The following is a 25497-nucleotide window of genomic DNA, read 5'->3' as shown; positions in this document are numbered from 1 at the left end:
GGCTATGATGATTCCATGAGCAAAGTGATTCTCCTGGCTGACCGCCGCGATGACCGTCCGGCGCCCCTCGCGCCCCCGGCGCCGGGCCAGCCTGCGCTCGACCTGCGCGCGCGGCCGCTGCGCGACCTGCGGATCTCGGTCACCGACCGCTGCAACTTCCGCTGCACCTACTGCATGCCGCGCGAGGTATTCGACGCCGACTACACCTTCATGCGGCATTCCGACCTGCTGTCGTTCGAGGAAATCGCGCGGCTGGCGGGCGTGTTCACGCGCCTGGGCGTCGAAAAGATCCGCCTGACCGGCGGCGAACCCCTGCTGCGCAAGCACCTGGAAAACCTGGTGGGCCTGCTGGCCGACGTGCGCACGCCTGCCGGCCGGCCGCTCGAACTGACGCTCACCACCAACGGCAGCGTGCTCGAACGCAAGGCCGCCGACCTGAAGGCCGCGGGCCTGAGCCGCGTCACCGTCAGCCTGGATGCCCTGGACGCCGCCATGTTCCAGGGCATGAGCGACAGCGGCTTCACCCCCGACGACGTGCTGCGCGGCATCGACGCCGCCGCCGCGGCGGGGCTGGCGCCCGTGAAAGTGAACATGGTGGTGCGGCGCGGCCTGAACGACGGCCAGATCCTGCCCATGGCCGAGCGCTTCCGCCACAGCGGCCACATCCTGCGCTTCATCGAATACATGGACGTGGGCAACAGCAACGGCTGGAACCTCACCGAGGTCGTGCCCAGCCAGGAAGTGCTGGCGCGCATCGCCGCGGTCCATCCGCTGGAACCCGTTGCCGCCGACGACATGGGCCGCGTCGCCGAACGCTGGCGCTACCTGGATGGCGGCGGCGAAATCGGCGTCATCTCCAGCGTCACCCACGCCTTCTGTGGCGGCTGTACGCGCGCGCGCCTGTCGCCGGAAGGCAAGCTGTTCCTGTGCCTGTTCGCGCACCAGGGCTACGACCTGCGCGCGCCGCTGCGCGACGGCGCCACGGACGACGAACTGGCCGCCATCCTCACGGGCATCTGGGCCGCGCGCGGCGACAACTATTCCGAGCTGCGCGGCCGCCAGCAGGCCGATCCGGCCCGCAAAGTCGAAATGAGCTACATCGGTGGCTGACCCCGCGCCCATCCTTGACCCGCAACGCGTCGCCGGCCTGATCCTGGCGGGCGGACAGGGCGCGCGCATGGACGGCCGCGACAAGGGCCTGGTGCTTTTGCATGGCGAACCGCTGGTGGCGCACATGGCGCGCCGGCTGGCGCCGCAAGTGGGCACGCTGATCATCAGCGCCAATCGCAATATCCAGACGTACGCACGCTATGGCCAGGTGGTGGCCGACGATACCGATGCGCTGGGCGCCTGGCAGGGGCCGCTGGCCGGCCTGGCGGCCGGCTTGGCCGCCGCGTCCGCGTTTGACTGGCTGGTGGCGGCGCCTTGCGATACGCCCTTTCTGCCGAAGGATCTGGCCGCGCGTCTGATCGCTGCGGCGCAAGCCGCCCACGCGCCCCTGGCTTATGCCGTGGCCGGCGGTCAGCGCCATCCGGCTTGCATGGCTGCGCGCACGTCGCTATTGCCGGCGTTGCGCGCGTACCTGGACAGCGGTGAACGCAAGGTCGGCCTGTGGCAGTCGCAGGCGGGCGGCGTGGCCGCCGCCTTCGACGATGCGGATGGCGCGTTCATGAACCTGAACACGCCCGGCGACCTGGCCGCGGCCGAGGGCTACGACAGCCAGTGACGCAGGTCGTAGTAGGGCACGCGGTCGCGATCCTGCACCGGCACGTCGGCCGGCAGGCGCGCCAGGCCGGTGGCCCACGGCAGGGAACTGATCACGCCGGATCCCTGGTGGCCGTAAGGCACCAGTTCGGCGTTGCCGTCGTCGGCCGCGCGGCGCTGCACGCGCAGGAATTCCTCGCGGCTGTCCTGGCGCGGATGCTCGGTGCGCAGCGGCAACCGGCTGACCGGCGGGAACAGTTCCTCGCGGCCCTGCATGCGGCGCACCAGCGGCGACACCAGCAGCGTGAATACGGCGTAGGCCGACACCGGATTGCCCGGCAGGCTGACCACCGGCTTGCCGTCGATCTGCGCCAGCGCCACCGGCTTGCCCGGTTTCATGCGCACCTTCCATAGCGACAATTCGCCGCCCAGCGCGGCCAGCGCCGGCTTGACCAGATCGCGTTCGCCCACCGACACGCCGCCCACGCTCAGCACCAGGTCGCACTCGGCCAGCAGGGCCTTGAAGGCGGCCAGCAGGTCGGCTTCGGTGTCGCGCGCGTGCAGCACGCGGGCCGGCTCGGCGCCCATGCCGCGCACCAGCGCGGCCAGCATGGGGCCGTTGGAGTTGTAGATCTGCGCCGGTTCGCGCGCGCCGCCCGGCGCCACCAGCTCGTCGCCGGTGGTCAGGATGCCGACCTTCAGGCGGCCGACCACCGGCACGCTGGCCAGGCCTTGAGAGGCGAGCAGGGCGATGTGGGCGGCTTGCAGCTGGGTGCCCGCGGCCAACAGCGGCGCGCCGGCCAGCGTGTCTTCGCCGCGCAGGCGGATATGCTGGCCGGGCCGCGGTTCACGCGTGATCTCGACGTGGTCGTCGGCTTCGTGGGTGTCTTCCTGCATCACCACCGTGTCCGCGCCCTCGGGTACCAGGCTGCCGGTGAACAGGCGGATGGCGTGGCCGGGCTTGAGCGGCTCGGGCGTGTCGCCCGCGTAGCAGCGCTGCTGGATGGGCAGGCGTGCGCCGGCTTGCCAATCGGCCACGCGCAAGGCGTAGCCGTCCATGGCGCTGTTGTCGGCCGGCGGAATGTCCACCGTGGCGTCAAGGTCGGCCGCCAGCACGCGGCCGGGGGCGTCGGCCAGGCTGGCGTGCTCGCGGCGTGCGAGAGGGGCGGCCGCATTGGCCAGCAAGGTCTGGGCTTGGTCGAAATCCAGCATGGGTTCAGTGGTCTTGTTCGCGGTGTTGGAAATGCGTGGCGAAATTGCAGGGGCGATGGCTGTTGTCCAGCTGCTCGCGGATGATCTTGGTCCAGGCGGTTTCGCAGGCGTTGTTGGAACCCGGCAGGCAGAACAGCAAGGTTTCGTTGGCCGAGCCCGCGAAGGCGCGCGACTGGATGGTCGAGCTGCCGATCTCGGTATAGGACAGCTGGCGGAACAGTTCGCCAAAGCCGGGAATTTCGCGGTCCAGCAGCGGCAGGATCGCCTGCGGCACATGGTCGCGATGCGAAAAGCCCGTGCCGCCGGTGGTCAGGATGACCTGCACTTCGGGGTCGGCGATCCAGTCGCTGATGATGCGGCGGATCTGATAGATGTTGTCTCGGGCGATGTCGCGCCGCACGCATTGGTGGCCGGCCTGCGCCAGGCTGTGCGCCAGCAGATTGCCGGAGGTGTCGTCGCCGGCGCTGCGGGTATCGCTGATCGTCAGCACGGCGCAAGCCAGCGAGACGGGGGAAGCGTCGTTCATGCGGTCTCCTTGGGGGGCGGGGTGTCGGCGTCCCAGGACTGCGTGCGGTCCTGGTCGGATTGGCGTTGTTCGACCCAGAAGCTGTCGCCGCCTGCCAGCGTTTCGCGCTTCCAGAAGGGCGCGCGGGTCTTGAGCGCGTCGATGATGAATTCACAGCCTCGGAACGCGTCGCCCCGGTGGGCGCTGGCGGCCGCCACGAACACGATCTGCGCGTTGCGCGACAGCGCGCCCACGCGGTGCACGATCACGGTGCCGTCCAGTTGCCAGCGCGCGCGCGCCGTGGCCGCGATGTCTTCGAGCTCGCGCTCGCACATGCCGGGGTAGTGTTCCAGATACAGCGTTTCGGTGGGCGTGTCCGGCGCATAGTCGCGCACATAGCCCACGAAGGTGACGATGCCGCCCACGCCCGGTCCGGCGCTGGCGCGCAGGGCCGCCGTGAGCGCGGCGGCGTCGAAGTCGGCTTCCTGCACGAGAATCATGGCGCTTAGCCTCCGGTGACGGGTTCGAACACCGCCACCTCGTCGCCCGCGCGGATCGGCGCCGACGGCTTGGCGTGGGTCTGGTTGATCGCCAGCTTCAGGCGCGACGCCGGCGCCAGCTGCGGATAGCGTTCGCCCAGCGCGGCCAACAACTGCGCGCCGGTGGCTTCGCCGTCCAGCGGCCAGGCTTCGGCGCGCTTGCCGACCAGTTCGGCCACGCGAGCGAAATACAGCAGATTAATCGTTGCGCCATTCACCACTTTTACCTCCCGCCTTGTACTTCAGGCGAACTTGTTCGATCACGATGCCCTTGTCCGCCGCCTTGCACATATCGTAGATGGTCAGCGCGGCCACGCTGCAGGCCGTCATGGCCTCCATTTCCACGCCGGTCTTGTAGCTGGTGCGGCAGGTGGCCTGGATGTCGATGCGGTGTGCGGCGTCGTCCAGCGAGAACTCCACGCCGACGAACGACAGCGGCAGGCTGTGGCACAGCGGGATGAGTTCGGCGCAGCGCTTGGCCGCCAGGATGGCCGCGACCCGCGCGGTGTTCAGCACTTCGCCCTTGCCGCGGCCCGGCTGCGTCAACAGACCATAGGCCACGGCGTTCATGCGCACGCTGGCGGCGGCCACGGCCACGCGCTCGGTATCCGTCTTGGCGATGACATCGACCATACGGACCTGGCCGGCTTCATCCAGGTGGCTCAAGGTGGGGGAGGGCGTGGTCATGGGGATCGAGAAATTGTTAATGATTGAAAAGAGCTGCCCCGGCAGGCCGTGGCGGGGCCATTGATACGCCTATGATAACGAGGGTTTATCGGCCCGGCCCTGCTGAAGAATAAAAGAACCTTATGTTTTCATGCCCCTGCGGGGGCTTTTTGCTTTTGGCGGCGGGCGCAAAAAGCACCCCACATTTGCTCGAAGGACGCGATAATGGCCTTCAATTCGTACCAGGAGACGCGTAATGCCTTTGCGGATGCCCAAGTTCCGGTTTACCCGCCGCTTAGGCAAGATTCTCTTGGGCGCCGTGGCCGTGGCGCTGATCCTGTGCGGCATTGCAGCATGGCAGGTGCCCAAGGTCCTGCATAACGTCCTGACCCAGGACGTGGCCAAGATGATCGGCCGCGACGTCGCCGTCGGCAAGATCACCTTCAATCCCTTCACCCTGACCGTGCGAGCGCGCGATCTCGCCGTGGCGCAGCCCGGCTCGCAGACGCCGCTGTTCACCGCCGCCGAACTGGATGTCAGCGCCGCCTGGTCGTCGCTGTTCTGGTTTGCGCCCGTGGTCGACCGCGTCACCCTGCGCGCGCCCACCGTCTCGATCGTGCGCGAAGACGTCACCCGCTTCAATTTCTCGGATATCCAGCAGCGCGTGGCCGAGATGACGGCCGCCAAGCCCGAGGAGCCGCCCAAGCCCGACGCAGGCCTGCCGCGCTTTTCCCTGAACAACATGGTGATCGAAGGCGGCGTGGTCACGCTGGACGACAAGGTCACCGGCCGCAAGCAGGTCGTCGACGAACTCGCAGTGGGCGTGCCGTTCATTTCCACCTTCGGCTATGCCACCGATATCGACGTGCAGCCCCGGCTGCACCTGCGCATCAACGGCAGCCCGTTCGACCTGACCGGCGTCGCACGGCCCTTCGACAAGGTGCCTTCGTCGACCCTGCGGGTGGCCTTCACCGGCCTGCAGCTGGAAAAGTGGGCCGACGTCTGGCCCATGCCGTTGCCCTTCAAGCTGGAACGCGCGTTGCTCGATTCCAATCTGCAGATCGTGTTTGAACAGCCCAAGGATGCGGCGCCCAAGATCCGCGTGGTCGGCGATCTGGGCCTGCGCCAGTTCGACCTGCGCGACACCGCCGGCGAAAGCCTCGCGGCCTGGAGCGCCCTGACCATCAGCCGCCTGGAACTCGAACCTATTGCCCGCCAGGTCTACGTCGGCGATGTCGGCCTGTGGGCGCCGCAGGTATACGCGCGGCGCTACAGCAACCAGCATTTGAACTGGCAGGACGTGGTCGACAAACTCAAGGCGCTGGGCGGCCCCGCGCCGGCGGCCAAGCCCGCGGCCACCGCCGCCAAGCCGGGGCCGGTCAAGGCCGATCCGGCCAAGCCGGGCGCCGCCAAGGCAGAGGCCGTCAGCCCTGGCCCTGCCAAAGCAGATGCCGCCAAGGTCGCCGCAGCGAAAACCGACGTGCCTGCCAACACGGCCGCCGCGGCCGGCAAGGGCGAGCCTGCCAAGCCCGGCACGGCCGCCGCCCCGGTTCCTTCCGCTCAACCTTCGGCGGCAACGTCCGCCGCGCCGGGGCAGGCCCCGGCGTCCGCTGCCGCACCGCTGCCTGGCGCCGCTGCCGATCCGTCCGGCAAGCCGGCCGCCGCCACGACGCCACCGGCCGCCGGTGCTTCCGGGGCCGCTCCCGCCCCCCAAGACGCCTCGGCGGCACCCGCCCAGCCGGCCGCCCCGGCCGAATGGAAGATCACGCTGGACGCCTTCAACATCCATGAAGGCGAGCTCTACGTCACCGACGCCATCAGCAAGCTCGACTACACCATGACCGGCCTGGCCGTCACCGTCGAAGGCGTGGCGCTGCCGCAGGTCAAGGACCAGCCCATCAACCTGTGGCTTACCGTGGACAACAGCACCGACGGCGGCTGGATCCGCGCCAAGGGCCCGCTGGTGCTGCAGCCGCTGTCGCTGGAACTGGCGGTGCGCCTGGGCAACGTGGCGCTGGCGCCATTCGCTCCCGCCGTGCGCAGCCTGTCGCCCATCCAATTGCTCGACGGCCGCCTCGGCCTGACCGCTCAGGTGCATGTGCTGGACAAGAACGGCGCCGTCGACGCGTCCGCCACTGGCGTGCACGCCGACCTGACGCAGTTCAAGGCGCGCGATGAAACCCCGAAACCGGCGCTGGACATCGCCCTGCAAAAACTGGCTGTCACCGCCGACCGCCTGGCCATGGGCCCCGGCCAAAGCAACTTCACGCTGGCCGCCTCCGGCATCCAGGGCGACGGCAAGCTCGACCTGAAGGGCGTCTTCACCCCGCAGCCGCTCACCCTGAGGACCTCGGTCGACCTGGCCGGCCTGAACGTCGCCTCGTTCGCGCCCTACGCCGCTTCCAGCCTGAATGCCACCGTGCGCGCCATCACGCTGGGCGCCAAGGGCGATGCCGAATTCATCGCCGCCGCCGGCAACACGCCCCTGAAGGCCGGTTGGAAGGGCGGGGTGGAAGTCACCGATGTCGACCTGCAGGACCGTGTCAACAAAGACGACTTCCTGAACTGGAAACGCCTGGCCTTCTCCGGCATGAACATTTCGGTGGCCGGCGACAAGATCGGTGCTGCCCTGGGCGACATCGTGCTCGACGACTTCTACGGCCGCATCCTGCTCAACGCCCAGGGCCGGCTGAACGTCATGGACCTGGTGGCCGCGCCCGGCCAGGCCGGCGGCTCCATCACCCAGGACACCCAGACCCCGGGCCGCAATGCCGCGCCGCCTGCGGCCGCCGCCGCGCCCAACGCCAAGGGCGGCGGCATGCCCGACATCTCGCTCAACAGCGTCACCCTGTCGCGCGGCCGCATGACCTTCACGGACCGCTTCGTCAAACCCAACTACGTGGCCGAACTGTCCAGCATCGACGGCTCCATCACCGCGGTTTCGTCCACCAACCCGCAGCCTGCCAAGGTCAAGGTCAGCGGCCGCGTCTACACCACCGCGCCCCTGTCGATCAGCGGCGTGGTCCAGCCCTTCGCCAAGTTCCTGTCGCTGGACCTGAAGGCCTCGGCCAAGGGCGTGGACCTGCCGCGTTTCAACACCTACTCGGCCAAGTACGTGGGCTACCCCATCAAGCGCGGCAAGCTGTCGGTGGACCTGGAATACAAAATCAAGGACCGCGCGCTGCTCGCCACCAACCACGTCGTACTGAACCAGCTGACCTTCGGCGACAAGACCAACAGCCCCGACGCCACCAAGCTGCCGGTGCTGCTGGCCGTGGCCCTGCTCAAGGACTCGCGCGGCAACATCGATATCAACCTGCCCATCTCCGGTTCGCTGGACGACCCCGAGTTCTCGGTCGGCGGCATCGTCGTGCGCGTCTTGCTGAACCTGGTGGTCAAGGCCGTCACCTCGCCGTTCAGCCTGCTCGCGTCCGCCTTCGGTGGCGGCGAAGAGCTGTCTTACGTCGAATTCGCGCCCGGCAGCGCCGTGCTCACCGAAGACTCGCAGCAACGCATCGACACCCTGACCAAGGCCCTGGTCGACCGGCCTGCCCTCAAGATGGACCTGAGCGGCCGCGCCGATCCCAAGACCGACATGGACGGCCTGCGCCAGGCCTGGGTCGACGCCAAGATCCGCGCCGCCAAGGCCCGCGACACCGCCCCGCGTGGCACCAAGCCCGATCCGTCCCGCGTGCAGGTCTCCGGCGCCGAGCGGGTCAAGTACCTGGAAAAGGTCTACGACGACACCGACATCAAGGACAAGCCGCGCAATTTCATCGGCATGGCCAAGTCCGTGCCGCCGGAACAGATGGAGGAGATGCTGCGCGGCGTTGCCCAGGTCGGCGACGACCAGTTGCGCCAACTGGCCGACGCCCGCGCGCAAGCGGTATATGAAAAGCTGCAAGCCCAGGAAGGACTCGCGGATCGCGTGTTCATCGTTGCCCCGCAACTGGACGCCGATGGCATCAAGGACGAGGGCTTGCCCTCGCGCGTGGACTTCTCCCTGAAGTGAAACCCGGCAGGCCGCCAGGATCCGCCCGGAACTGTCCCGCTTGAAAGGCGCTTGCTTTCAGGTTGGACAGGCCCGTGTCCGGCAGGCTGCCGTATATCGGAGATTCATGATGAAAGACCAGGACGCGCATTTCGATAGCCTGTTGCCGCCGCTGCGGCTGGACCGGCGGGGTTTTATCGCCACCACCGTGGCGGCCGGCTTCTCCCTGGCCGCCGGCCCGGCCGTCGCCCAGACCGCCATCCACACCGACGCCAACGGCCTGACCGCCGGCAAGATCGACATCCCCACCACCGACGGCAAGATGCCCGCCTATCGCGCCGCCCCGGCCGGCAGGAAGAACCTGCCCACGGTGCTGGTCATCTCCGAAATCTTCGGCGTCCACGAGTACATCCAGGACGTCTGCCGCCGCCTGGCCCACCTAGGCTACCTGGCCATCGCCCCCGAACTCTTCGCACGCCAGGGCGACCCCTCCAAGTACACCGACATCCCCAAACTGCAGGCCGAGATCATCAGCAAGGTGCCCGACAAACAAGTCGAAGCCGACCTCGATGCCACCACCGCCTGGGCCGCCGCCAACGGCGGCAACGCCGACAAGCTGGGTATCATCGGCTTCTGCTGGGGCGGCCGCCAAGTCTGGCTCTACGCCGCTCACAACCCCAAACTCAAAGCCGGCGCCGCTTTCTACGGCCAACTCGGCGGCGAGCCCAGCGACCTCAAGCCCAAGTCCGTCCTGAGCCAGGTCAACAACCTCAAAGCCCCCGTCCTGGGCGCTTACGGCGGCAAGGACGCCGGCATCCCCCTGACCGACGTCGACAAGATGCGCATCGAACTCGCCAACGGCCCCGCCGCCGCCAAGGCCTCCCGCATTGACGTTTACCCCGACGCCCCCCACGCGTTCCATGCAGACTACCGCCCGAGCTACCGCAAAGCCGAGGCCGAACAGGCATGGCAACGCATGCTCGACTGGTTCAAGCAGAACGGCCTGGGCGTTTAACGGCGAGGCGAGCGGTCGCCGTCTGACGGAAACGGCCAAAAGAAAGAAGAGCAAGCAAAAAGAGGGGGCCTGCAAGAGGCCCCCTCTTCATGAGCGCGCAGCGTTATCACGACCCGCAAGACACCGCGTAAGCTTCGTAAGGCCGCCGACGCTCAGGGCAGCTCAAGAACCCAATCCGATGCCAGCAAGACCAACCCTTACTTCTCCGCACTCTCCCCAGGCAACCCATCACTAACCTCAGCCAAAGCCGCCTTCATATCCTCGTAGGAAATCACCCGCTCATTCTGAAAGCTGCCCAATACTCCCCGGCATCCATCCACCCCGGACCGCTTCATCTCCTCCATCATCGCCTTCCCATCAGCAAGCCCCTTCTGATAAAGCCCGTCGTACCCGGAAGCAGAAAACCCATATTCCTTCGCATAGCGCGCAAGATTCTTGCGGGAAGTCGCCTCGTGCTGCGCCAGGTCAGGTTCAGAGGCGCCACAAGCCCGCGCCGCGCCGTTCGACGCGCCCGCCGCCACCACGAATGATTCAAATTGCGCCTGCTCCGCCGCATCGGGCGCGGCCCAGGCCGGCGCCGTCAGCGCCAGCGTCAAGCCCAGGCTCATCAGCCTGCGGTTCAGCCCCTTACGCATCGATATCCCTCCACAAAGCGCCCACGACGCCGCAACGCGCGAAGGCCATTGATCACCGTCACATTATGGCAACGATCACGTTGCATGCCGTTTCATCGAGCGTGTGGAGTCGTATCAGACTGTGCTTCTTTTTTTCCCAACGGCCCCACGCCGCCTGCACCCGCCGCGCGCAAGAACTATGATGGGGGTTGTGGGGCGCGTCGCGCCCCAATGCAACACCCCCAACACATACCCTGGAGATCTTCCCATGACCATTAAAGTCGGCGACCGCGTGCCCGATGGCACCCTGACCGAATTCATCGAAACCGAAAGCGAAGGCTGCTCCCTCGGCCCCAACGCCTTCCAGGTTGCCGACCTGACCCGCGGCAAGACCATTGCCCTGTTCGCCTTGCCCGGCGCCTTCACCCCGACCTGCTCGGCCAAGCACCTGCCCGGCTACGTCGAGCAGGCCGCTGCCCTGAAGGCCAAGGGCGTGGATGAAATCTGGTGCGTGTCCGTCAACGACGCCTTCGTCATGGGCGCCTGGGGCCGCGAACAAAAGACCGAAGGCAAGGTCCGCATGCTGGCCGACGGCTCGGCGCTCTGGACCAAGGCCCTGGGCCTGGAGCTGGACCTGATCCAGCGCGGCATGGGCGTGCGCTCGCAGCGCTACTCCGCCCTGATCGTCGATGGCGTGGTCAAGCACCTGAACATCGAAGGCCCCGGCAAGTTCGAAGTCAGCGACGCCGCGACCCTGCTGTCGCAGGCCTGATTTCGCCGCGCGCGGTGCGCGCGGTTCATGTCTCATCGCTTAACGCGCGGGCCGTTCCGGCGGCCCGCCGCGCTACCGCCAGCAGCGGTTGCCCAACGCCATGCTCGCTACCATCTCCTCTTTCTCGTCGCTGTATTTCGCGACCCTGCTGATGCTTGTCGGCACGGGCCTGTTCAACACCTACATGGGGTTGAGGCTCACCTCGCAGTCCGTCAGCGAGATCTGGATCGGCACCCTGATCGCCGGGTACTACCTGGGCCTGGTGTGCGGCGCGCGCCTGGGGCACAAGTTGATCATCCGCGTCGGCCACATCCGCGCCTTCGTCGCCTGTGCGGCCATCGCCACCAGCATGATCCTGGCCCAGACGCTGGTCGACTCCATGCCGTTGTGGCTGGTGTTCCGCGTCATCTCGGGCATCGTCATGGTGACCGAATTCATGGTCATCGAAAGCTGGCTCAACGAACAAACCGAAAACCACCAGCGCGGGCGGGTCTTTTCCGTCTACATGGTCGTGTCCGGCCTGGGCACCGTGCTGGGGCAACTGGCCCTGACCGCTTACGCCACGCTGGACCTGCGGCCCCTGACGCTGGTGGCCATGTGCCTGGTGCTGTGCCTGGTGCCGATCGCCGTCACGGCGCGTTCGCACCCGCCCACGCCCTTGCCGGCCGCGCTGGACATCCGCTTCTTCATGCGGCGCGTGCCGCTGTCCATGACCGTGCTGTTCGTGGCCGGCAACCTGTCGGGCGCCTTCTACGGCCTGGCCGCCGTCTATGGCGCCAAGCACGGCCTGAGCACCTCGCAGGCCGCCATCTTCGTCGCGGCCGCCGTCACCGCCGGGCTGCTGTCGCAGTGGCCCATGGGCTGGCTGTCCGACCGCATCAACCGCGCAGGTCTGATCCGCTTCAACGCGCTGCTGCTGGTGGTGCTGCCCACGGTCATGTGGGGCTGGCTGACCTTGCCCTATTGGGCGCTGGTGGCCATGTCCTGCGTGTTTGGCGTGCTGCAGTTCACGCTGTACCCGCTGGGCGCCGCTTTTGCCAACGATCACGTCGAATCCGAGCGTCGCGTCAGCCTGTCGGCGGTGCTGCTCATGACCTACGGCGTGGGCGCCTGTGTCGGCCCCATGATCGCGGGCCTGCTGATGTCCCTGGCCGGGCCCAGCATGTACTACGTGTTCATTTCCGCCTGCGCGCTGATCCTGGTCTGGCAGGTGCGGCCGACCCGCGTCACCGGCGCGCACCAGGTCGACGAGGCCCCGGTGCATTTCGTGCCCATGCCGGACACGCTGCAAAGTTCGCCGGCCGCCGCCGTGCTGGATCCCCGGGTGGATGTGGAAAACGACATCAACATCGAAATGGTCCATCCCGATCCGGCCGCCGCGCCGGCCCCGCCGCCGGTCGAAGGCGCGGGGGCGGTGGATCCGCCGCTGGCCGACCCTGGCCATGATGCGGCGGTGCAAGCCGCGCGGGCGGATGCGGCCTCGTCTGTGCCAGACCCGGCGCAGGTCGCCGATGAAGGCGCGGAGCCATCCGAGCCGGATCCGGCCCAGGCGTTGCGCCGGCCTCGCACCGGGACCTGACGGCCGGCGTCTGTCACCACGGGGCCATCAGCACGATGGCCGCCAGCGCCAGGGCTAGCCCCAGGCCGTTCCACCGGGTCAGCGGCTCGCGGAACACCAGGGCTCCGACCAGTGTGCCCAGCGTGATCACCCCCATGTTCATGGACGCGAACACCAGCGCGGGATGCTCGGGCAGCGCCTGGTGCGCGCGGATATAGGTCAAGATATTGGCGAAGTTCAGCGCGCCCAGCGCCACGCCCGCCGCCAGGTGGCGCGGCGCCCAGCGCACGCGCCGCCACAGCAGGTAGGCCAGCGTCAGCACGCCGGCCAGCGCAAAGGCCAGCAGCAGTCCGCCCGCGAAGGCCGTGCCGGCGCGCGCCATCTGCTTGAACAGGATGTCCACCAGCCCGTAGGCCACCCATACCGCCAGCGGCCACAGCCACATGGCGCGGCGATCTGCTGCTGCTGCTGCTGCTGCTGCTGCTGCTGCTGCTGCTGCGTCCGGTGTGCTCGCGGGAGGCTGGGCATCGGCAAGCGTCCGGATCTGGCTGGCGCTCTCGGTCCGAACCGCCTCAGCTGGCGCGCCTGGTGCGCGCGGACGGCGCAGCAACAAGAATAAGGCGCCGAACGCCAAGGCGATGGCCGCGAGCTTGCGCGTGCTGGGCGGTTCGCCGAACAGCAGGAAGGCGGCCAGCAGCGGAATGAACAGCGACAGCCGCTGCGCCGCGTCGCTGCGCACCACGCCGGCATGGCGCACCGCTAGCGCCATGGCCATGAAGCCGCTGGGCAGCAGCACGCCCAGCGCGGCCAGCACCCGCCATGGCGTCTGCGGTGTGAGCAGCGCGGCCGGGTCGGGCCGCAATACCACCCAGCAGAGCAGGGCAGCCACGGCGTAGTTCGCCAGAATGGCCTGGCGCACGTCCACTTGCCAGCGCCGCGCCAGTTTCAGCATCGCCGCCACGGCGACGCTGCATACCACGCTGGCCAGCAGGTAGAGCAGGCCCGGGGTCAGCGGCATGCCGGCGCATCGTGGGACCCGGCCGGGTGCGCGCAGTCGTGCGCATTGGCCTGCGCGGGGGCCGGATGCAGGTCCTGGTGCGCGTGCTGATGCATCTGCTGGGTCGCGTCGATCCGCATGCCCAGGCGCTGTAGCAGGCGCTGGTCGGCCTCCATGCGCGGGTTGCCGGTGGTGAGCAGCACGTCGCCATAGAACATGGAATTGGCGCCTGCCAGGAAGCACAGCGCCTGCATGGCGTCGTCCATGGCTTCACGGCCGGCCGACAGGCGCACCATGGCGCGCGGCATGGTGATGCGGGCCACGGCGATGGTGCGCACGAACTCGAACGGGTCCAGCGCTTGCGCGTCGGCCATCGGCGTGCCTTCCACCCGCATCAGGTTGTTGATCGGCACCGATTCGGGATAGGGCTCCATGTTGGCCAGCTGCGCGATCAGGCCGGCGCGCTCGCGGCGCGATTCGCCCATGCCCACGATGCCGCCGCAGCAGACGTTGATGCCCGCGCCGCGCACGCGCTCCAGCGTGTCCAGGCGGTCCTGGTAGGTGCGGGTGGTGACGACCTTGCCGTAGTACTCGGGCGAGGTGTCCAGGTTGTGGTTGTAGTAGTCCAGCCCGGCGTCCTTGAGCTGCTCGGCCTGGCCTTCACGCAGCATGCCCAGGGTGACGCAGGTCTCCAGGCCCAGCGCCTTGACCGCGCTGACCATCTCGGCCACGGCTTCCAGGTGGTGCGGCTTGGGGCTGCGCCATGCCGCGCCCATGCAGAAGCGCTGCGCGCCGCTGGCCTGGGCGGCGCGCGCCGCGGCCAGCACTTCGTCCAGCGGCATCAGCTTTTCCGCTTCCAGGCCCGTGTCGTAGCGCGAGGACTGCGAGCAATAGCCGCAATCCTCGGGACAGCCGCCGGTCTTGATCGACAGCAGGCTGGACAGCTGGATGCCGTTCGGGTCGAAATGGGCGCGGTGTGTCTGCTGCGCGCGATGTACCAGGTCCATGAACGGCAGTTCGTAGAGCGCCATGACGGCATCGCTGCTCCAGGCGAGCGGGGGCTGCGTCTTGGACGGCTTGGGAACGGGGATGTAGGCGGTCTGCATGAACGGACTCTCCAGAGGGCTTGCGGGGGGCGCGCCGCACGCCGGGGCGACGGCTTGATCGGCGGATCGTAAGAACCTGCGCAGGGTTTGCGCAATCTGGTGTTGAGGCCGTTTTTTAGCGTCGAGTTGATCGCTTGATCGAGAAATTTGGCGAATTTTGGCCGTTCGCGTGCGTCAACGCGGCGGCATCTTCGCGCAGGCGGACCCCCTGAATATTTTGATTCAATTTGTAAATTCAGGGGGCGGGGGATCAGGTTTTTCCCGGTTTGCCCTTCGCGCGGGGTTTTTCATAGCCGGTAATGCCCCGGTCTCGCGCCCAGACAATGGCCGCACTGCGCCGGTGCACGCCGATCTTGCTGTAGATCGTGGCCACATGGTTGCGCACGGTGTTGCGCGACAGGCGCAGATGCTTGGCGATGCCGTCGTCGTCGTGGCCCTGGCACAGCAGGCTGAGCACCTCGCGTTCACGCGAGGTTAGCTGCGCCAGCTCGGCCACGTCGTGTGCGGCCGGGGCGGGCGCGCGCAACTGCGCCAGCTTCTCGATGATGCCGCGGCTGAACCACGAGGTGTCCTGCATCACCGCTTCGATCGCGGTCAGCAGTTCGGTCTCGTTGCGCTTGCGCTCGGTGATGTCCTGCATCACCAGCAGCACGCGGCGTTCGCCGCCGATCATCACCGGTTCGGCCGACGCCAGGCAATCCAGCTGGCTGCCGTCGGGGGCGACCAGCGCGGCTTCGCGGTTGCGCACGCTTTCGCCGCGCGCCAGGCTTTCGGCCATGCCCTCGAAAGGACGCACGCCCAGCGCCGTCAGCTCCTGGCCGGCGCAGTCCTCGGGCGAAGCGCCGGTAGCCTGGGCAAAGGCGTCGTTGATGTTCAGCGCGCGCAGCGACTCGCCTTCGCACAGCGCCATGGGCACGGGCGCCAGCTGGAAGGCCTTGGAAAAGCGCTCTTCGCTTTGCTGCAACGCCTCTTCGGCGCGCTTGCGCTTTTCCAGGTCGATGAAGGTGAACAGCATGCAGGGCTCATCCTGCATGTCGATCGGCTGGCCCGCGACGATGACGAACTTGGCGCCGCCATCGGCCAATCTCAGCACGCCTTCGCGTTGGGTGATGGTCAGCCCGGCGTTCAGCTTGGCCACCGCGTCTTCCTTGTTGTCGCCGCCGTCCAGCACGTCCAGTTCATAGGCGGAACGGCCCAGCACGCCATCGCGTGTCAGTCCGGTCATGTCCAGGAAGCCCTGGTTCACTTTCACGTAACGCAAGTCCGACAGGCGGCAGATGACGGCGGGCGCCGGATTGGCGTTGAACGTGCGCTCGAAGCGCTGTTCGGCGTTGAACTGGCTGGTCTGGTCGTCCAGGATCAGCACGCGGTAGTCGCCGCCTTCGCCTTCGAGCAGCAGTCCGCGGGCCCGCACATTGCGCAGGAAGTCCGCGTCGTCCTTGCGGGTCAGGTCCAGTTGCAGGTCGTCGAAGGTCTCGGCCGCGGCCAGGCGGTCCAGCGGATAGTGGCGGGCGGGAACGCGGTGATGGTTGCGGTAGGTCAGGGCGTAGCGCTTGCGGTAGCCGGCGGGCGTCTGGCCCAGGTCTTGCAGCGTCTGGGCCGCGTGCAGCGCCAGGGCGCTGTCGTTGGCCCAGGCGATGGCGCCATCGGGCTCGAGCAGGATGATGCCTTCGTTCAAGCCTGCGATGATGCGTTGCAGGTGTTGGCGTTGCGCGTGAGGAGCGGCGTTGCTTGCGGTCACGTAGGCCTCTTTGCTTGGCTGGCACAAGCGCACAGGATGCGTGGACGCGGGCAGCCTGTCCAGAGGATAAACGGACGAGACAGGCAATTGAAAGGGAGCAGGGCGGGTGGCGCGGCCAAACAAAAAAGCTCCGGAATCCGGAGCTTTTGGCGGGCGCCTTCTGGCGCATTGCAGGGGTACCCCTGCGGAACAACTGGATCTCGCTTGGGCGAGGGCAGCACAAAGTGCTTGGCGGAGCGGACGGGGCTCGAACCCGCGACCCCCGGCGTGACAGGCCGGTATTCTAACCAACTGAACTACCGCTCCGCAGCGGCATGACTGAACTTTGCAACACACTGCCTTGTCAGGACAGCTTGGTAAAACATGCCAGCGAACTGGCGTCCCCTAGGGGATTCGAACCCCTGTACTCACCGTGAAAGGGTGATGTCCTAGGCCTCTAGACGAAGGGGACCTGAACAGAACTACTTTACTGCGAACTGCTTTACTGGTGGAGGTAAGCGGGATCGAACCGCTGACCTCTTGCATGCCATGCAAGCGCTCTCCCAGCTGAGCTATACCCCCCAGGAATCCCTGTTGTTCCAACTTTCAAACAACAAGGCTTACACCCTATAAATGCAAAAAGCCCCGAGAACGGAGCTCTTGAACGGCACTGCGTAGAGCAAATTTGGCGGAGCGGACGGGACTCGAACCCGCGACCCCCGGCGTGACAGGCCGGTATTCTAACCAACTGAACTACCGCTCCGCAGCGGCTTGACTCAACTACTGTGACACTTCAACTGCATTCACATACTGCTGCCAGTAAGACTGGCGTCCCCTAGGGGATTCGAACCCCTGTACTCACCGTGAAAGGGTGATGTCCTAGGCCTCTAGACGAAGGGGACTTGGACTTGCTGTACTGCATCTTCGCTTTAGACTGGTGGAGGTAAGCGGGATCGAACCGCTGACCTCTTGCATGCCATGCAAGCGCTCTCCCAGCTGAGCTATACCCCCCGGGTCCAAACGTACCAACCAAATCCTTCAACGTTTCCACGATTTCTGGCGCCTTTCAGTGCCATTTTTCGGGTCTCGTTACCGGTTTTGTTTAGTGCCGTTCGCGAAGAAACGAGATTATGCACGAACTAAATTGGGTGTGCAAGTCAGATGGGTGCAAAAAATGAAAAAGTTGAGGGGAATTTTGATTCAAGGGGACATATGAGCGTTGCACGCGTACTGGACAAGGGGATATCCGCGCGCTTGGCGGCGCGGCCGGCGGGTCTTGCGAGACGCGCGGAACGCCTAAAAATCAAAGGCTTGGGCGAGTGCTATCGTGGAAGCTGCGGGGCCCGTGCACAGAGGGCCGCTGTGTTGTCTTGCCGGCAGGAGATTTTTTCGCATGAGCACCAAGCGCATGAACGCTAAGACTTCTTTTCCGACGCGTCCGTTGGGGCGCAGCGACATGTCGATCACGCGTATCGGCCTGGGCGCCTGGGCGATGGGCGGCAATGATTGGGCGATCGGCTGGGGGCCGCAGGACGATGCGGCGTCGGTCGCGGCCATCCGGCTGGCGGTCGACCGGGGCATCAACTGGATCGACACCGCTGCCGTCTACGGCCTGGGTCATTCCGAAGAGATCGTGGGCCGGGCGCTGGCGCAGATGAGTCCTGGCGAGCGGCCTTATGTGTTTACCAAGTGCGGCCTGACCTGGTCCGCCGGGCAGCCGCTGGCGACGCCGCGGCGCAACGGCGCGCCGGCCAGCATCCGCCGGGAAATCGACGCCTCGTTGCGCCGCCTGGGCGTGGAGCGCATCGATCTCTACCAGATGCACTGGCCCGCCGGCGACGGCACGCCGCTGGAGGCCTACTGGCAGGAACTGCTGGATCTCAAGCAAGCGGGCAAGGTGCGCGCCGTGGGCCTGTCCAACCACAATCTGGCGCAGTTGCAGGATGCCGAAGCGCTGGGGCATGTGGAATCGCTGCAGCCGCCGTTTTCGGCGATCCAGCGCAGCGCCGCCGCGGACCTGATTCCGTGGTGCGCGCAGAATGGCACCGGCGTCATCGTCTACAGCCCGATGCAGTCGGGCCTGCTCAGTGGCGGCTTTTCAGTTGAACGCGCGCAGGCCCTGCCGCAGGACGATTGGCGCTCGCGCAATGCGGAATTCAAGCCGCCCAACCTGTCGCGCAACCTGGCCCTGGCCGACGCCCTGAAACCCATCGCCGAGCGCCACGGCGCCACGCAGGCGGCGGTGGCGATCGCCTGGACGCTGGCGTGGCCGGGCGTCACCGGCGCCATCGTCGGCGCGCGCAGCGCGGCGCAGGTCGACGGGGTGGTGGGGGCGGCGGAACTGGAACTGGACAGCGACGACCTGGCGCGCATCGCCGATGCCATCGAGCTGACCGGCGCGGGCTTCGGGCCGTTGCGCCCGGAAGACGACAGCGGCGCCTTGCCGGCCAACCTGTTTGCGTGACGGCGGGCGGTGGTTCACGGGGCGCCTGCCCGGTGAACCAACCACCCGGGTCGCCATGTGACCCCGTCAGGTTTAACCGCGCCGCGTCCTGCGGCTGCTGCCGAACGCGGCGATCAGCGCCAGGCCGATCAGTGCCAACGCCGACTTGTCGCCAAAGCGGGCATAGGGCGTCAGGCCCGACATGCCTTGCACCACGACGGGCAGCACGCCCGGCTGCAACGGCGCCAATTGCGCCGCGACATGGCCCTTGGCGTCGATGGCCGCGGTGATGCCGGTGTTGGTGGCCGTCAGCATGGGGCGGGCGGTTTCCAGGGTGCGCAGGCGGCCGATCTGCAGATGCTGGCGCAACGCCCACGAATCGCCAAACCAGCCCAGGTTGCTGACGTTGACGAGGATGGTCGCGCCCGGTTCGCCGTTGGCGCCGGGTTGCAGCGCGGGCAGCAGGTCGGGGCCGAACAGGTCTTCGTAGCAGATGTTGAAGGCGATGTGCTGGCCGCCCACCGCGAACGGCGTCTGGCGTTGCGGGCCGCGGTCGAAGTCGCCCAGCGGAATGTTCAGCATGTCGACGAACCAGTGGAATCCCGGCGGCACGTATTCGCCCCAGGGCACCAGGTGGCGCTTGTCGTAGCGCATGGCGGTGGCGCCGCTGCTCAGTTGCGACGCCGGCGTCTGGCCATCGAAGCCCAGCACGCTGTTGGTGTAGCGGTCGCGGCCGTTCACCGCGTCATGCACCGGCGCGCCCATGGCGATCACGGCGTTCTGCCGCGCGGCAACTTGACGCCAGACGTCCCAGACGCGGGGATCGAGCTGGTCCTGGAAGATCGGCAGCACCGTTTCCGGCAGGATGATCATCTGCGGCGGCGGCACCCCCGGGGCCGGCGGCATGGCCGCCAGTTCCAGGTGGCGGCGCAGGCTCTGGTCCAGCAGCGCCGGGTCGAATTTCTGCGATTGCTCGATATTGCCCTGGACCAGCCGCACATTCAGCGGGTCGCCGCTAGGCGCGGACCAGTCGATGCGCGACAGCGGCCAGCCGGCGGCAACCAGGGCCAGCGCCACGCCGGCAGACAGCGCGCGGCGGCCATCGCGGGCGTGCTTCTGATCGCCCGCCGGACGCCACAGGCTGGCGATCGCGGCGGCGGCAAAGGCCGACACGAACGCCATGCCGTGCACGCCCAGCAAGGGCGCCCAGCCGGCGATGGGGCTGTCGACCTGCGCATAGCCGATGTTGAGCCAAGGAAAGCCCGTGAACAGCACCGCGCGGACCCATTCGAAACCGGCCCACAGCGCGCCCCAGGTCAGCGTGGCGGATAGCACCCGACCGGGCGCCGAGTCGGGCGCCAGCGGCACGTAGCGCCGCGCCAGCGCGCCGGCGGTGGCCGGGAACAGCGCCAGGAAAGCCGACAGCAGCAGCACGGCCGCCACGGCCAGCGGCGCGGCCAGGTCGCCGTAGCGGTGCAGGCTGATGAAGATCCAGTACAGGCCCAGCGCGTAGGTGGCGAAGCTGAACAGCCAGCCGCGCGCCCAGGCCTGGCGGGCCGACGGGGCGTACAGGGTGACACGGGCGGCAACCGCCAGCGCCAGGACCTGGGTGATGGCCAGCGCCCAATCCGGCAGCGGGCCGGGGGCGAAGGTCAAGGCGTGGACCGCGCCCGCCAGCGTCAAGCCGGCGGCGCCACGCAGGAGCCGGCTGCGAGTCGTGAGGCTCATGCGTTGTCGGCGGGCGGGAGGCTGGACGAGGGCGCGTTGCGCTTGACGCGCAGCCAGATGGCGCGGCGCGCGTCGCCGCGGGCCACTTCCAGCTTCAGGCCGTCGAACTCGGCGGTGTCGCCGCGGCGCGGAATGCGGCCCAGCTGGCCGCCCATCCAGCCGCCGACGCTGTCGTATTCGTCGTCGGGCAGTTGGCAGCCGAACACGTCGTTGAAGTGCGAGATGTCGGTGGCCGCCAGCACGCGCCACTGGTTTTCGCCTTCGGGGAAGATCGAGTCTTCCTCGGTTTCGTCGAATTCGTCTTCGATGTCGCCGACGATCTGTTCCAGCACGTCTTCCATCGTGACCAGGCCGGAAATGCCGCCATGCTCGTCGATGACGATGGCCTGGTGGTTGCGGCTGGCACGGAATTCATGCAGCAGCACGTTCAGGCGCTTGGATTCGGGGATGAACACGGCCGGGCGCACCAGCGTGCGCACTTCGATGCCGGGTTCCAGCATGCAGCGCAGCAGGTCTTTGGCCAGCAGGATGCCGATGATGTTGTCGCGATCGCCTTCGTACACGGGGAACCGCGAGTGCGCGGTTTCGATCACCGTGGCGACCAGGTAGGGGATGGGCTGCGTGACATCGAGCAGGTCCATGCGCGAACGCGGAACCATGATGTCGCCGACGGTGCCCTCGGACACGGCCAGCGCGCCTTTGATCATCTTGTAGGACTCGGCGTCCAGCAGGTTGCGGTCGTGCGCGGCTTCCAGGATGGCCTTGATGCCTTCACGGTCCTCGGGCTCGCGGCGCACAAGGGAAAGCAGGCGGTCTAGAAGGGATTTGGTGGCGGGTTTGGTTGAGCGAGCAGACGTCGCTTCGGGAGCAGGGTAAGGGTCAGACATCGTCCGGGAGGACAAGTTATGGAGGGGCCAGCATAACCGAATCTGACGCTCGATTTGTAACGCGCGGCCTGAAAATGGGGGCAACCGACGCGATCTGCGCCGTGCAGGACGGCATTTTGCGTCGATTTCTCAGGGTTGACCCCAGGCCCGGCGATCTACCGTTCGGTATAGGGGTCGGCGATGCCCATGCGGGCCAGCGTGGCGGTTTCCAGGGCTTCCATGCGGCGGGCATCGCGCGCCTTGATGTGGTCGTAGCCCAGCGAATGCAGCACGCCGTGCAGGGTCAGGTGGGCGGCGTGGTCCAAGAGCGGCTTGCGCTGCTCGCGCGCCTCGCGCACCAGCACCGGCACGCACATCACGATATCGCCGCGCGCCACGCCCAGCGGGTCCACGCCGTACTCGAACGTCAGCACGTTGGTGGCGTAGTCGCGCGCGCGAAAGTCGCGGTTCAGGCGCCGGCCTTCGGCCGCGCCCACCAGCCGCAGGCTGAGTTCGGCGGCAGAGAAGTCGACCAGGCCATCTTCGGCGGCGGCGGCCAGCGCCCGTTCGGCCCAGCGGCGCAGGCGCCAGCGGGGCAGGCGGGGTTCTTCGACCCCGTACTGGACGGAAAGGGACAGATCAGGCGTCATTTTCGGAAGCGCGGTCGTAGGCGTCGACGATGCGGGCCACCAAGGGGTGGCGCACCACGTCGCGGCTGGTGAAACGGGTGGTGGCGATGCCCTGCACGTCATGCAGCACCTTGACCGCATGCGCCAGGCCGCTGTCCTGGCCGCGCGGCAGGTCCACCTGAGACGGATCGCCGGTGATGACGGCCTTGCTGCCGAAGCCGATGCGGGTCAGGAACATCTTCATCTGTTCCGGCGTGGTGTTCTGCGCCTCGTCCAGGATCACGAAGGCGTGATTCAGGGTGCGGCCGCGCATGTAGGCCAGCGGCGCGATCTCGATGGTCTGTTTTTCGAACAGGCGCTGCACCTTTTCAAAGCCCATCAGGTCGTAGAGCGCGTCGTACAGCGGGCGCAGATAGGGGTCGACCTTTTGCGCCAGGTCGCCGGGCAGAAAGCCCAGGCGCTCGCCGGCCTCGACCGCCGGGCGCGTCAGCACCAGGCGCTGCACCGTGTCGCGTTCCATCGCGTCGATGGCGCAGGCCACCGCCAGCCAGGTCTTGCCCGTGCCGGCCGGACCCACGCCGAAGGTGATGTCGTGCTTCAGGATGTTGTTCAGGTAGTCGCGCTGGCGCGGCGTGCGCGGACGCAGGTCGCTGCGCTTGGTACGCAGGGCGATGCCGTCGCTTTCGTCATCCAGCGCGGGCAGCGGGTCGGCCTCGTGGGCCGGCGCTTCCTGCAGCTTGTCTTCCTGGCGGCCCACGCCGATCTCGACCAGCCCCAGCTGGATGTCGTCGACCGACAGGGCGCGGTGCACGGCCTGCTCGTGGAAGCGCCGCAGGACGCGCCCGGCCAGTTCGGCGCGTTCGCCTTCGATGGTGACGCGGCTGCCGCGGCGCGAGAGCTTCACGCCCATGCCGTCGGCCAGCTGGCGCAGATTTTCGTCCAGCGGACCGCACAGATTGGCCAGGTGGGTGTTGTCGCCGTCCAGGGTGACGACGGCGGGCATGCCGCGGCGGGCGCGGGGGCGGGAAGTGGTCATTCGGCCTCTTGGGGAACGCGGTCCACATCGGCCACCCGGGCGCGCAGCGAATTGGTGTGCGCTTCGGTGATGATGACGTCGACCATTTGTCCGATGAGCCGCGCGGGCGCGGCGAAATTGACGATGCGGTTGTTCTCGGTGCGGCCCATCAGCTCGTTGGGGTCGCGGCGCGAGGGGCCTTCGACCAGCAGGCGCTGGCGCGTGCCGACCATGTTGCGGGCGATGGTGGCCGCCTGCTCGTTGATCAGCACCTGCAGGCGTTGCAGGCGGCGCAGCTTCACGTCTTGCGGCGTGTCGTCGTGCAAATCGGCCGCCGGCGTGCCGGGACGGCGCGAGTAGACGAACGAGAACGACGTGTCGAAGCCCACGTCCTCGATCAGCTTCATGGTCTTTTCGAAGTCTTCCTCGGTTTCACCGGGAAAGCCGACGATGAAGTCCGAGGACAGCGTCAGGTCGGGGCGCGCCGCGCGCAGGCGCCGCACCACGGATTTGAATTCCAGCGTGGTGTAGCCGCGCTTCATGGCCGCCAGCACGCGGTCGCTGCCGGCCTGCACCGGCAGGTGCAGGAACGACACCAGCTTGGGCAGGCGGGCATAGGCGTCCACCATGCGCTGGGTCATTTCCTTGGGGTGCGAGGTCGTGTAGCGGATGCGCTCGATGCCGGGGATCTCGTGCACGTATTCCAGCAACATGGCGAAATCGGCGATCTCGTCGCTGTCAGCCATGCGGCCGCGGTAGGCGTTCACGTTCTGGCCCAGCAACGTCACTTCCTTGACGCCCTGGTCGGCCAGGTCGGCCACTTCGATCAGCACGTCGTCGAAGGGGCGCGAGACTTCTTCTCCGCGCGTGTAGGGCACCACACAGAAGCTGCAGTACTTGCTACAGCCTTCCATGATGGAGACAAAGGCCGTGGCGCCGTCGACCCGCGGGGGCGGCATGTTGTCGAACTTTTCGATTTCCGGAAAGCTGATGTCCACCTGCGAACGGCCTTCCTCGCGACGCCGTTTGATCAGGTCGGGCAAGCGGTGCAGCGTTTGCGGGCCGAACACCACGTCGACATACGGCGCGCGCTTGACGATGGCCTCGCCTTCCTGGCTGGCGACACAGCCGCCCACGCCGATCACCAGGTTCGGATTGGTTTTCTTCAGGTGCTGCACGCGGCCCAGGTCGGAAAAGACTTTTTCCTGGGCCTTTTCGCGCACCGAACAGGTGTTGAACAGGATGACGTCGGCGTCTTCCGGGTTGTCGGTCAGTTCCAGCCCCTGGTCGCCGCGCAGCACGTCGGCCATCTTGTCCGAGTCGTACTCGTTCATCTGGCAGCCGAAGGTGCGGATATACAGCTTGCGGGGGGAGCCGGTCTCGGCGGGGGACAGGGCGGCGGCGAGGCCGTCGGGCGCCGAGGCGCGCTTGATGGAAGTTTCTTGCATGATGGTCGCCGTGACGGGTGTAGATCCCGGGGGCAGAAGAAGGGAAAGGCGGAATTTTACCCCTTGCTGCAAATTTCCTTCTTGGAATGGAAACCCCGGGCCGTTACGATAGCTGGCCTTCGCTGATTCCTTTTCCGATAATAATTATCTTTACGCTGCCGGTCCGATGACGCCGAACCCTCTCATGCCCCCCGTGGCCGCGCCCGTGGCCGACGCCGCGGCAACCGCGCCGGACGAATTCCGCAACCCGCTGTCCACGCGCGCATGGTTGCTGGCGGGCGTACTCTTGGCGGTGGCCGCCGGCGCCAGCGCCTTGTGGATCGATCTGCCGCTGGCCATCTGGATCCGCCAGTCGGTCAGCGATGGCGTCAACGAATCGTTCGAGTGGATCGGCGCAATGGGCGAAAGCGGCCGCTACATCGGCGTGGCGCTGGCGTTCTACATTGTCGGCCTGGTCGGCCTGGCGCGCGGCTGGCGCAACCCGGTACGCATGAGCTACGCCAGCATGGCGCGCGGCAGCCTGCTGATGCTGTCCACCATGGCGGTGGGCGGGCTGGTGGTGCTGGTGCTCAAGCGCTCGGTGGCGCGGGCCCGGCCCGAGCTGTTCTTCGACAAGGGCATCTACGGACTGGGCGAATCCTTCTCGCGCGCCCAGCAGTTCAATTCCTTTCCGTCCAGCCACACCTACGCGGCCTTCGCCGTGGCCGTGGTGCTGGGCATCCTGGCGCCGCGCTGGCGCTGGGCGTTCCTGTCGCTGGGGGCGCTGGTTGCCGTCAGCCGCCTGGTCAACCTGGACCATTACCTGTCCGACGTCATGACCGCCGCGGGCATCGCCATCGCGGTGGGGCACTTGCTGGCCCCGCGCATCTTGTGCAGCCGCTACCAGTGGCCGCTGCGCGCGCCCTGGCGGTGGTGGAAAAAGGGTTGAACCGGCAAGTAGGGGGGGCACCAGCCGGATACCGGTCCGAC

At 67.3% G+C, this 25497-nt stretch carries 22 protein-coding genes and 6 tRNA genes; 8 read left to right on the top strand and 20 right to left on the bottom strand.

Translation table 11 applies throughout. The features are described 5' to 3' along the window. The first annotated feature begins 15 nt into the window (after positions 1-15). Positions 16-1110, top strand: coding sequence for a GTP 3',8-cyclase MoaA (gene moaA / locus A9974_RS13340; protein WP_183004573.1), 1095 nt, complete (start codon positions 16-18; stop codon positions 1108-1110). Then, on the top strand, positions 1103-1726 hold the full coding sequence (gene mobA / locus A9974_RS13335; RefSeq protein ID WP_183004572.1) for a molybdenum cofactor guanylyltransferase MobA: 624 nt from the start codon (positions 1103-1105) through the stop codon (positions 1724-1726). Before moaA ends, mobA begins: the two co-directional genes overlap by 8 nt. On the opposite strand, the gene glp is transcribed toward mobA, so the two are convergent. The 5 genes from glp to moaC are packed head-to-tail and all read right to left on the bottom strand — an operon-like array spanning position 1711 to position 4647. After that, complete coding sequence (glp, locus tag A9974_RS13330) at positions 1711-2916, bottom strand: gephyrin-like molybdotransferase Glp (RefSeq protein ID WP_183004570.1); 1206 nt, start codon at positions 2914-2916, stop codon at positions 1711-1713. The two genes, mobA and glp, sit on opposite strands and share 16 nt — an antisense overlap. Before the next feature lie 4 nt (positions 2917-2920). After that, complete coding sequence (gene moaB, locus A9974_RS13325) at positions 2921-3442, bottom strand: molybdenum cofactor biosynthesis protein B (protein ID WP_183004568.1); 522 nt, start codon at positions 3440-3442, stop codon at positions 2921-2923. Further along, the gene (locus tag A9974_RS13320) at positions 3439-3921 is read right to left on the bottom strand and encodes a molybdenum cofactor biosynthesis protein MoaE (protein ID WP_183004566.1); all 483 of its coding nucleotides are present in this window, start codon (positions 3919-3921) and stop codon (positions 3439-3441) included. Before A9974_RS13320 ends, moaB begins: the two co-directional genes overlap by 4 nt. Before the next feature lie 5 nt (positions 3922-3926). Next, on the bottom strand, positions 3927-4178 hold the full coding sequence (locus tag A9974_RS13315; RefSeq protein ID WP_183004564.1) for a MoaD/ThiS family protein: 252 nt from the start codon (positions 4176-4178) through the stop codon (positions 3927-3929). After that, positions 4159-4647 carry a cyclic pyranopterin monophosphate synthase MoaC gene (gene moaC / locus A9974_RS13310; RefSeq protein WP_183004562.1) on the bottom strand — a complete coding sequence of 163 codons (489 nt, stop codon included), beginning with the start codon at positions 4645-4647 and terminating at the stop codon, positions 4159-4161. The genes A9974_RS13315 and moaC overlap by 20 nt, the downstream gene beginning before the upstream one ends. Positions 4648-4882: 235 nt before the next feature. Here moaC and A9974_RS13305 point away from each other — a divergent pair, with 235 nt between their 5' ends. Beyond that, positions 4883-8638 carry a DUF748 domain-containing protein gene (locus A9974_RS13305; RefSeq protein WP_183004560.1) on the top strand — a complete coding sequence of 1252 codons (3756 nt, stop codon included), beginning with the start codon at positions 4883-4885 and terminating at the stop codon, positions 8636-8638. Positions 8639-8747: 109 nt separating this feature from the next. After that, positions 8748-9632, top strand: a complete 885-nt coding sequence (locus A9974_RS13300; RefSeq protein WP_183004609.1) for a dienelactone hydrolase family protein — start codon at positions 8748-8750, stop codon at positions 9630-9632. Between the two features lie 197 nt (positions 9633-9829). Here the strand turns inward: A9974_RS13300 and A9974_RS13295 are convergent, their stop codons facing one another. Next, a complete protein-coding gene (locus A9974_RS13295) occupies positions 9830-10267 on the bottom strand; it encodes a hypothetical protein (RefSeq protein ID WP_255468154.1) in 438 nt (145 codons plus the stop codon). A gap of 247 nt (positions 10268-10514) precedes the next feature. On the opposite strand from A9974_RS13295, the gene A9974_RS13290 reads away from it, so the two are divergent. Together A9974_RS13290 and A9974_RS13285 are read left to right on the top strand one after the other, a co-directional pair. Then, positions 10515-11018: a peroxiredoxin gene (locus A9974_RS13290; RefSeq protein WP_025137301.1), complete on the top strand. Its 504-nt coding sequence runs from the start codon at positions 10515-10517 to the stop codon at positions 11016-11018. Between the two features lie 100 nt (positions 11019-11118). Beyond that, a complete protein-coding gene (locus A9974_RS13285; protein ID WP_255468153.1) occupies positions 11119-12597 on the top strand; it encodes an MFS transporter in 1479 nt (492 codons plus the stop codon). 13 nt (positions 12598-12610) lie between these two features. On the opposite strand, the gene A9974_RS13280 is transcribed toward A9974_RS13285, so the two are convergent. The 9 genes from A9974_RS13280 to A9974_RS13240 form a co-directional block, all read right to left on the bottom strand. Next, positions 12611-13588 carry an EamA/RhaT family transporter gene (locus A9974_RS13280; protein ID WP_255468158.1) on the bottom strand — a complete coding sequence of 326 codons (978 nt, stop codon included), beginning with the start codon at positions 13586-13588 and terminating at the stop codon, positions 12611-12613. Then, complete coding sequence (gene bioB, locus A9974_RS13275; RefSeq protein WP_255468152.1) at positions 13585-14679, bottom strand: biotin synthase BioB; 1095 nt, start codon at positions 14677-14679, stop codon at positions 13585-13587. Before bioB ends, A9974_RS13280 begins: the two co-directional genes overlap by 4 nt. Before the next feature lie 250 nt (positions 14680-14929). Continuing rightward, positions 14930-16420, bottom strand: coding sequence for a helix-turn-helix transcriptional regulator (locus tag A9974_RS13270; RefSeq protein ID WP_183004556.1), 1491 nt, complete (start codon positions 16418-16420; stop codon positions 14930-14932). A 229-nt stretch (positions 16421-16649) separates the two neighbouring features. After that, a tRNA-Asp gene (locus A9974_RS13265) sits at positions 16650-16726 on the bottom strand. Positions 16727-16795: 69 nt separating this feature from the next. Continuing rightward, positions 16796-16871: transfer RNA gene (locus A9974_RS13260), tRNA-Glu, on the bottom strand. Positions 16872-16905: 34 nt separating this feature from the next. Next, positions 16906-16981 (bottom strand) — tRNA-Ala (locus A9974_RS13255). A 104-nt stretch (positions 16982-17085) separates the two neighbouring features. Next, a tRNA-Asp gene (locus A9974_RS13250) sits at positions 17086-17162 on the bottom strand. Between the two features lie 63 nt (positions 17163-17225). Next, a tRNA-Glu gene (locus A9974_RS13245) sits at positions 17226-17301 on the bottom strand. 33 nt (positions 17302-17334) lie between these two features. Further along, positions 17335-17410, bottom strand: a tRNA-Ala gene (locus A9974_RS13240). Positions 17411-17855: 445 nt separating this feature from the next. Here A9974_RS13240 and A9974_RS13235 point away from each other — a divergent pair. Beyond that, positions 17856-18863 carry an aldo/keto reductase gene (locus A9974_RS13235; protein ID WP_255468156.1) on the top strand — a complete coding sequence of 336 codons (1008 nt, stop codon included), beginning with the start codon at positions 17856-17858 and terminating at the stop codon, positions 18861-18863. Positions 18864-18935: 72 nt separating this feature from the next. Here the strand turns inward: A9974_RS13235 and lnt are convergent, their stop codons facing one another. The 5 genes from lnt to miaB form a co-directional block, all read right to left on the bottom strand. After that, entirely contained in the window at positions 18936-20570 is a 1635-nt protein-coding gene (lnt, locus tag A9974_RS13230) for an apolipoprotein N-acyltransferase (RefSeq protein ID WP_183004554.1), read from the bottom strand. Then, entirely contained in the window at positions 20567-21457 is an 891-nt protein-coding gene (locus A9974_RS13225) for an HlyC/CorC family transporter (protein ID WP_183004552.1), read from the bottom strand. Before A9974_RS13225 ends, lnt begins: the two co-directional genes overlap by 4 nt. A gap of 155 nt (positions 21458-21612) precedes the next feature. Beyond that, the gene (ybeY, locus tag A9974_RS13220) at positions 21613-22086 is read right to left on the bottom strand and encodes an rRNA maturation RNase YbeY (RefSeq protein WP_183004550.1); all 474 of its coding nucleotides are present in this window, start codon (positions 22084-22086) and stop codon (positions 21613-21615) included. Then, on the bottom strand, positions 22076-23101 hold the full coding sequence (locus tag A9974_RS13215; protein ID WP_183004548.1) for a PhoH family protein: 1026 nt from the start codon (positions 23099-23101) through the stop codon (positions 22076-22078). The genes ybeY and A9974_RS13215 overlap by 11 nt, the downstream gene beginning before the upstream one ends. Continuing rightward, positions 23098-24528, bottom strand: coding sequence for a tRNA (N6-isopentenyl adenosine(37)-C2)-methylthiotransferase MiaB (gene miaB / locus A9974_RS13210; RefSeq protein WP_183004546.1), 1431 nt, complete (start codon positions 24526-24528; stop codon positions 23098-23100). Before miaB ends, A9974_RS13215 begins: the two co-directional genes overlap by 4 nt. Positions 24529-24694: 166 nt before the next feature. Between miaB and A9974_RS13205 the strand changes: the two genes are divergently transcribed. Next, a complete protein-coding gene (locus A9974_RS13205) occupies positions 24695-25456 on the top strand; it encodes a phosphatase PAP2 family protein (protein WP_183004544.1) in 762 nt (253 codons plus the stop codon). The last annotated feature ends 41 nt before the right edge of the window (positions 25457-25497 follow it).

Origin of the sequence: Achromobacter sp. UMC71, assembly GCF_014170305.1 — a bacterium.
In the GTDB taxonomy this organism is placed as follows: Bacteria; Pseudomonadota; Gammaproteobacteria; order Burkholderiales; family Burkholderiaceae_B; genus Achromobacter.
The sequence above is the reverse complement of the archived record's forward strand: the minus strand, read 5'-3'. Positions and strand labels throughout refer to the sequence as shown.

What these genes read in the sequence shown, in the direction of transcription:
- moaA (WP_183004573.1), top strand. Translation starts at nt 16, where the DNA reads ATGAGCAAAGTGATTCTCCTGGCTGACCGCCGCGATGACCGTCCGGCG.
- A9974_RS13320 (WP_183004566.1), bottom strand. Translation starts at nt 3,921, where the DNA reads ATGATTCTCGTGCAGGAAGCCGACTTCGACGCCGCCGCGCTCACGGCG.
- A9974_RS13225 (WP_183004552.1), bottom strand. Translation starts at nt 21,457, where the DNA reads ATGTCTGACCCTTACCCTGCTCCCGAAGCGACGTCTGCTCGCTCAACC.
- moaC (WP_183004562.1), bottom strand. Translation starts at nt 4,647, where the DNA reads ATGACCACGCCCTCCCCCACCTTGAGCCACCTGGATGAAGCCGGCCAG.
- A9974_RS13305 (WP_183004560.1), top strand. Translation starts at nt 4,883, where the DNA reads ATGCCTTTGCGGATGCCCAAGTTCCGGTTTACCCGCCGCTTAGGCAAG.
- miaB (WP_183004546.1), bottom strand. Translation starts at nt 24,528, where the DNA reads ATGCAAGAAACTTCCATCAAGCGCGCCTCGGCGCCCGACGGCCTCGCC.
- A9974_RS13295 (WP_255468154.1), bottom strand. Translation starts at nt 10,267, where the DNA reads ATGCGTAAGGGGCTGAACCGCAGGCTGATGAGCCTGGGCTTGACGCTG.
- A9974_RS13215 (WP_183004548.1), bottom strand. Translation starts at nt 23,101, where the DNA reads ATGACCACTTCCCGCCCCCGCGCCCGCCGCGGCATGCCCGCCGTCGTC.
- lnt (WP_183004554.1), bottom strand. Translation starts at nt 20,570, where the DNA reads ATGAGCCTCACGACTCGCAGCCGGCTCCTGCGTGGCGCCGCCGGCTTG.
- A9974_RS13285 (WP_255468153.1), top strand. Translation starts at nt 11,119, where the DNA reads ATGCTCGCTACCATCTCCTCTTTCTCGTCGCTGTATTTCGCGACCCTG.
- moaB (WP_183004568.1), bottom strand. Translation starts at nt 3,442, where the DNA reads ATGAACGACGCTTCCCCCGTCTCGCTGGCTTGCGCCGTGCTGACGATC.
- bioB (WP_255468152.1), bottom strand. Translation starts at nt 14,679, where the DNA reads ATGCAGACCGCCTACATCCCCGTTCCCAAGCCGTCCAAGACGCAGCCC.
- ybeY (WP_183004550.1), bottom strand. Translation starts at nt 22,086, where the DNA reads ATGACGCCTGATCTGTCCCTTTCCGTCCAGTACGGGGTCGAAGAACCC.
- A9974_RS13235 (WP_255468156.1), top strand. Translation starts at nt 17,856, where the DNA reads ATGTCGATCACGCGTATCGGCCTGGGCGCCTGGGCGATGGGCGGCAAT.
- A9974_RS13290 (WP_025137301.1), top strand. Translation starts at nt 10,515, where the DNA reads ATGACCATTAAAGTCGGCGACCGCGTGCCCGATGGCACCCTGACCGAA.
- glp (WP_183004570.1), bottom strand. Translation starts at nt 2,916, where the DNA reads ATGCTGGATTTCGACCAAGCCCAGACCTTGCTGGCCAATGCGGCCGCC.
- A9974_RS13300 (WP_183004609.1), top strand. Translation starts at nt 8,748, where the DNA reads ATGAAAGACCAGGACGCGCATTTCGATAGCCTGTTGCCGCCGCTGCGG.
- A9974_RS13205 (WP_183004544.1), top strand. Translation starts at nt 24,695, where the DNA reads ATGACGCCGAACCCTCTCATGCCCCCCGTGGCCGCGCCCGTGGCCGAC.